The sequence below is a fragment of the Sphingorhabdus sp. genome (assembly GCF_044239005.1).
In the GTDB taxonomy this organism is placed as follows: Bacteria; Pseudomonadota; Alphaproteobacteria; order Sphingomonadales; family Sphingomonadaceae; genus Sphingorhabdus_B.
The window spans coordinates 1-5086 of record NZ_JBIICH010000135.1 but is presented as its reverse complement, the minus strand read 5'-3'; the positions used below and the strand labels follow the sequence as shown (position 1 = coordinate 5086).

Sequence of the window (5086 nt, the reverse complement as noted above, 5' to 3'; positions counted from 1 at the left end):
TAAACGGAAGATGCAAAACACAACATTCGCCAGCCAGGAAAAATCTCCCCATCATGACCGAAGATGAAATATTATCTGAATTCCGTAGCGTCGACGCACTGCTCGAAGGACATTTCCTGCTGTCGTCGGGCCGCCACAGCGCTTATTATCTTCAGTGCGCACGCCTGCTGATGAACCCCGAGCGTGCGGGGCGCATTGCCCTGGCACTGACACAAAAAATGCCGCGCGAGCTGCGAAACGAGATCGAAGCCGTCATTTCCCCGGCCATGGGTGGCCTGATCATAGGCCATGAAATGGGGCGGGCACTTGGCGTTGATGCGATGTTCGTGGAACGCCCCGATGGTGTCTTTGGTCTGCGGCGCGGTTTTGCGATCGCACCCGGCACCAAAATCCTGATGATGGAAGATGTCGTAACGACCGGCCTTTCATCGCGTGAGGCTATTGCCGCGATCGAAGCCGCCGGCGGTCATGTCATCGCCGCTGGCGCAGTGGTGGACCGTTCCGCAGGCACCGTCGACCTCGGTGTACCCTTCTTCCCCCTGATCCAGTTAAACTTTCCAACCTATGCACCCGATGAATTGCCGCCCGAATTGGCGGCGACCGAGGCGGTGAAGCCCGGTAGCAGGAAGCTATGAAGATAGAGCATTCGTCTCGTCTGCGCCTTGGCGTCAATATCGACCATGTTGCGACGATCCGAAATGCGCGTGGCGGAATGCATCCCGATCCGATGCGCGCCGCACATATGGTCGAGGCAGCCGGCGGCGATGGCATCACCGTCCATTTGCGCGAAGACCGCCGGCATATTCGCGACGCTGACCTCGATGCGATTATGCGGGAAATCCGCTTGCCCATTAATTTGGAAATGGCCGCAACCGACGAAATGCTGGAAATCGCGCTGCGGCATAAGCCGCATGCTGCCTGCATCGTTCCCGAACGGCGCGAAGAACGCACGACCGAGGGTGGGCTGGATGCCGCGGGGCAACACAATCATCTCGCGCCCATCGTCACGCGGCTGGCGGACGCGGGCATTCGCGTAAGCTTGTTCATCGAACCCGACGCCCGCCAGATTGAAGCGGCCATCCGCCTGAAAGCGCCCGTCGTTGAATTTCACACGGGCAAATATGCGCATGCAGAAGGTGAAGAGCGCGAAATAGAACTTCGCCGCATTGCGGACGCGGCCGCACTTGCGGCTAAAAATGGCATCGAACCACATGCTGGCCACGGTCTGACATTTGAAAATGTCCAACCCATCGCCGCCATTCCCCAATTCGCCGAACTCAACATCGGGCACTATCTGATTGGTGAGGCAATCTTCATTGGTCTGGAGGAAAGCGTCCGGAAGATGCGGACGTTAATGGACCTCGCGCGGTGATCATCGGGCTTGGTTCCGACTTATGTAATATTGAGCGCATCGCGAACTCGCTTGAGCGCTTTGGCGAACGGTTTGAAAAGCGCGTCTTTACCGACATCGAACGCGCCAAGGCTGGCAAGCGACCATTCACGCGGGCGGGCACATATGCCAAGCGCTTTGCAGCCAAAGAGGCTTTTTCCAAAGCTGTTGGAACCGGATTCAAACATGGCGTGTTCATGAAAGACATCGGCGTCGTCAACGCGCCGTCCGGCGCGCCAACGCTGGCGCTGACGGGCGGCGCAAAAGCGCGGCTCGACGCAATGATTCCTTCGGGCTATGAAGCCCATATTCATCTGACACTGACTGATGACCACCCATGGGCGCAGGCATTTGTCATTATCGAAGCGTTACCATCGCAAAAGGCATGACCAGTTTGACCACCGACAATATCGACCCCAATGTCCCGTCCACTCCAGCCCCTGAAAAACGCGGCTTGGCCTCTGCTGCTTGGGCGGAAATCAAAGGGATGTTCTGGCTGTTGATGGCCGTTCTTGCGTTTCACAGTTTCATTGCAAAGCCCTTTTATATCCCGTCAATATCGATGATGCCGACATTGCTGGTGGGTGACCGGTTGTTCGTGAGCAAATATCCTTATGGCTGGAGCCATGTGTCGCCCACCATTCCCAATCCGGTCGCGATATTTCGCTGGCTGGTGCTGCGCGAAGAAGTGGAGGCGCTGGCCGTCCCGCTTCCGGAAAGCGAGACGCGGGTCTGGGGGAAAATGCCAGCCCGTGGCGATATTGTGATTTTGACGCCGAAGGGCAAGTATCAGGACTGGATCAAACGCGTCATTGGCCTGCCCGGTGACACGATTGCCTTGCGCGAAGGTCAGATTTTCCTGAACGGCAAGCCCGTGAGGCAAGATACCCAGCCCAATCTGGTTTTGCCTGTCGATGCCAATAATCCATGCAATGATTATGATTTCCCGGGCGCGCTGACGCGCGGCGATGATGGCGTCATGACATGCCATTTGCCCGTCATTCGCGAAACGCTGCCCAATGGCGTGCAATATGACACCATCGATGCCCGCCGACGCGAGACCGATGATATGGAACCTGTAAAAATACCTGCGGGCCATGTGTTCTTGATGGGCGACAACCGCGACAATAGCTCGGACAGCCGCGTGCCAGAGGCACTGGGTGGCCTTGGCGGTCCTGTCTCGTGGGACCGCATTGGCGGCCGTGCGGAAATCATTACCTTCTCTGTCGATGGCAGCACTGGCCTGAACCCGGCAACGTGGATTTCATCGCTGCGCGGTGACCGCGCGGGCACCAGCCTGCGTCCCAAAAAGGTCCGTTCAAGTGAATGATATCGCGCAAGACACCCCTGCCGCAAAACCCGCTAAGACACGGCGCGCGCGCAGAAAAACTGCGGTGCGGGAAGACGCATTTCGCGAAGAGGTAGGCCCGACAGAGCTTTACGACCCCATAATCCGTACCGAGATCAAACGGGCGGCGGTCTGGATTGGCATGACGCTGCTTGTTTTCGGACTTGTATGGTTAGCCCAGCCACTATTGCTCATCATGGGCGGCCTTGTCCTTGCGGCGATGCTTGATGGCGGCGCACGTTTGCTTGGCCGGGTGTTGCCGATCCCGCGCGGTATCCGCCTGACCATCGTTGTGCTTGCCGTATTCGGTTTCATGTATTGGACATTTGTCTTCACGGGATCCGAACTTGCCGCGCAGGCCGCCAGCCTTCAGGCTATTGTCGAAACGCAGATTGAAACCATCGGCAACCGCATCGCTGCTGCCGGATTCAACATATCGGCAGAAGATGTCAAAAGCTTCGGTACGCAGATTTTGAACTCCGTCGGCCGCGTTACTGAAGCCGTCTCATCGGTGGTTGGCACCGTGACCAACATGGCGATGATGCTGGTCCTCGCCATATTCATCGCCGCCGAACCACGTATGTATGAACGCGGCGTCGCATGGATGCTGCCTTTGTCCGAGCGCGAGCATTTCTATGTCACCGCCGCCAAAATGGGCAGCGTGTTGCGCCGCCTGATGGCGGGCCGGTTGCTCGGCATGGCCGTGGAAGGTTTTGGCACATGGATATTGCTCAGCCTTGGCGGCGTACCTATGGCGGCGCTTTTGGGTGTGCTGACGGGACTGTTGGCGTTTTTGCCCAATATCGGCGCTATCGTGTCGGGCGCACTTATCATCCTCGTCGGATTTTCGGCGGGTGTTGATGTCGGTCTTTATGCGATCTTCGTATATTTCGTGGTCCAGATGGTCGACGGCTATCTGATTGTGCCGATGGTCGCCAAACGGGCAGTCGATCTCGCGCCAGCGCTTGTCCTTGGCGCGCAGATTCTGTTTGGCGCTTTGTTTGGCATATTGGGTCTTGCACTGGCGGACCCCATTATCGCGATGATTAAGGTCGCGCTTGAACGGCAATCGGAACGCAATGAAGCGCGCGCCATCCGCGAAGGACCATAAAGCAATTTTATGCTGCTGATTGTCTGCTTCGTGATGGGCGTTGCCAATTTTGCCATGCACAAGGCAGTTTCAGAATCCGGACATCCCTTCGTTGAAGAAACCAAGCGTTACTTCAGCCCGCATTTCCGTCCCTATGGCAGCTACGCCATCGAACTGGCGTTGCTGATGGGTGCGCTTTGGTTCGCACATGACGGCTCGTTGGCGGTCGCGCTGACCTATGGGGTGTATACGGGTATTAACGCGGTCGCGACATGGTTGTTGCTTTCGGGTCGCACATGAAGGACGTTTGCGCTTTCGCTTAATCTAATTATACGGCCCCTGTGCCTCCATTAGCCCCCAGTTCAGATGCCAAGCCCGATTTCGCCGTGATGCGGCGCTTCTTGCCATATTTATGGCCAAAGGGTGAGACGGGCCTGCGCGCGCGCATTGTGTTTGCGCTGTTGCTGGTTGTGGTGTCCAAGCTTATTCAGTTGAGCATGGCGTGGGTCTATGGCCAGGCGATCGACCGCATGGTTCCCGGCATGGAAGACAGCGTCGCGATCGCGATTGCGCTCGTGGCCGCTTATGCGGGTGCACGTTTTGGCGGCGTCTTGTTCGACAATCTGCGCAACGTAGTCTTTGAACGCGTCGGGCAAGAGGCCACGCGCCGCTTGGCCGAAAATGTGTTCAGCCATTTGCACAATCTATCGATGCGCTTTCATATGAACCGCCGGACAGGCGCGGTGACCAAGGTTATCGAACGCGGGACGAAGAGCATCGATATCATGCTCTATTTCCTGCTGTTCAACATCGCGCCGACCTTGCTTGAGCTCGTTCTGGTCTCCGCATATTTCAAGATTGAATTTGGTTGGGGCATGGTTGCGGCGACGCTTATCATGGTGGTCAGCTACATCGCCTACACCACCGTCATCACCAACTGGCGCAACAAATTGCGCGAGGAAATGAACGAGCTGGATACCCAGACGGTCGCAAAGTCGGTCGACAGTCTGCTCAATTATGAAACGGTGAAATATTTCAACGCCGAAAAGCGTGAGACACGCCGCTATGCTGAGGTGGTTCATCATTATGCAAATGCCGCCGTCAAATCGGAAAACTCGCTTGCCGCGCTGAATATCGGGCAGTCGCTGATCACCAATTTGATGATGGCGGGCGCCATGGGCTATGTCGTTTGGGGCTGGTCGCGCGGCCAGTTTACAACTGGCGACGTTGTCACCGTCAACACCTTGTTGGCGCAGCT

7 protein-coding genes are annotated in these 5086 nt (G+C 56.9%); all 7 read left to right on the top strand.

The genetic code is table 11. The annotated features are described in order from the left end of the window. Window positions 1-53: 53 nt before the first annotated feature. Window positions 54-635, top strand: coding sequence for an orotate phosphoribosyltransferase (gene pyrE / locus ACILQA_RS09660; protein WP_395629502.1), 582 nt, complete (start codon window positions 54-56; stop codon window positions 633-635). Continuing rightward, window positions 632-1372, top strand: a complete 741-nt coding sequence (locus tag ACILQA_RS09655) for a pyridoxine 5'-phosphate synthase (RefSeq protein ID WP_395629501.1) — start codon at window positions 632-634, stop codon at window positions 1370-1372. The genes pyrE and ACILQA_RS09655 overlap by 4 nt, the downstream gene beginning before the upstream one ends. Beyond that, the gene (gene acpS, locus ACILQA_RS09650) at window positions 1369-1779 is read left to right on the top strand and encodes a holo-ACP synthase (protein ID WP_395629500.1); all 411 of its coding nucleotides are present in this window, start codon (window positions 1369-1371) and stop codon (window positions 1777-1779) included. Before ACILQA_RS09655 ends, acpS begins: the two co-directional genes overlap by 4 nt. Beyond that, the gene (lepB, locus tag ACILQA_RS09645) at window positions 1776-2720 is read left to right on the top strand and encodes a signal peptidase I (RefSeq protein ID WP_395629499.1); all 945 of its coding nucleotides are present in this window, start codon (window positions 1776-1778) and stop codon (window positions 2718-2720) included. The genes acpS and lepB overlap by 4 nt, the downstream gene beginning before the upstream one ends. A 64-nt stretch (window positions 2721-2784) precedes the next feature. After that, entirely contained in the window at window positions 2785-3849 is a 1065-nt protein-coding gene (locus ACILQA_RS09640; protein ID WP_395629503.1) for an AI-2E family transporter, read from the top strand. 9 nt (window positions 3850-3858) lie between these two features. After that, window positions 3859-4128 carry a hypothetical protein gene (locus tag ACILQA_RS09635; protein WP_395629498.1) on the top strand — a complete coding sequence of 90 codons (270 nt, stop codon included), beginning with the start codon at window positions 3859-3861 and terminating at the stop codon, window positions 4126-4128. A gap of 41 nt (window positions 4129-4169) precedes the next feature. Continuing rightward, a partial coding sequence (locus tag ACILQA_RS09630) for an ABC transporter transmembrane domain-containing protein (protein WP_395629497.1) occupies window positions 4170-5086 on the top strand: 917 nt, incomplete at its 3' end.

Excerpts from the sequence above, each read along its gene's own strand:
- pyrE (WP_395629502.1), top strand. The coding sequence starts at position 54 with ATGACCGAAGATGAAATATTATCTGAATTCCGTAGCGTCGACGCACTG.
- ACILQA_RS09655 (WP_395629501.1), top strand. The coding sequence starts at position 632 with ATGAAGATAGAGCATTCGTCTCGTCTGCGCCTTGGCGTCAATATCGAC.
- lepB (WP_395629499.1), top strand. The coding sequence starts at position 1,776 with ATGACCAGTTTGACCACCGACAATATCGACCCCAATGTCCCGTCCACT.
- ACILQA_RS09635 (WP_395629498.1), top strand. The coding sequence starts at position 3,859 with ATGCTGCTGATTGTCTGCTTCGTGATGGGCGTTGCCAATTTTGCCATG.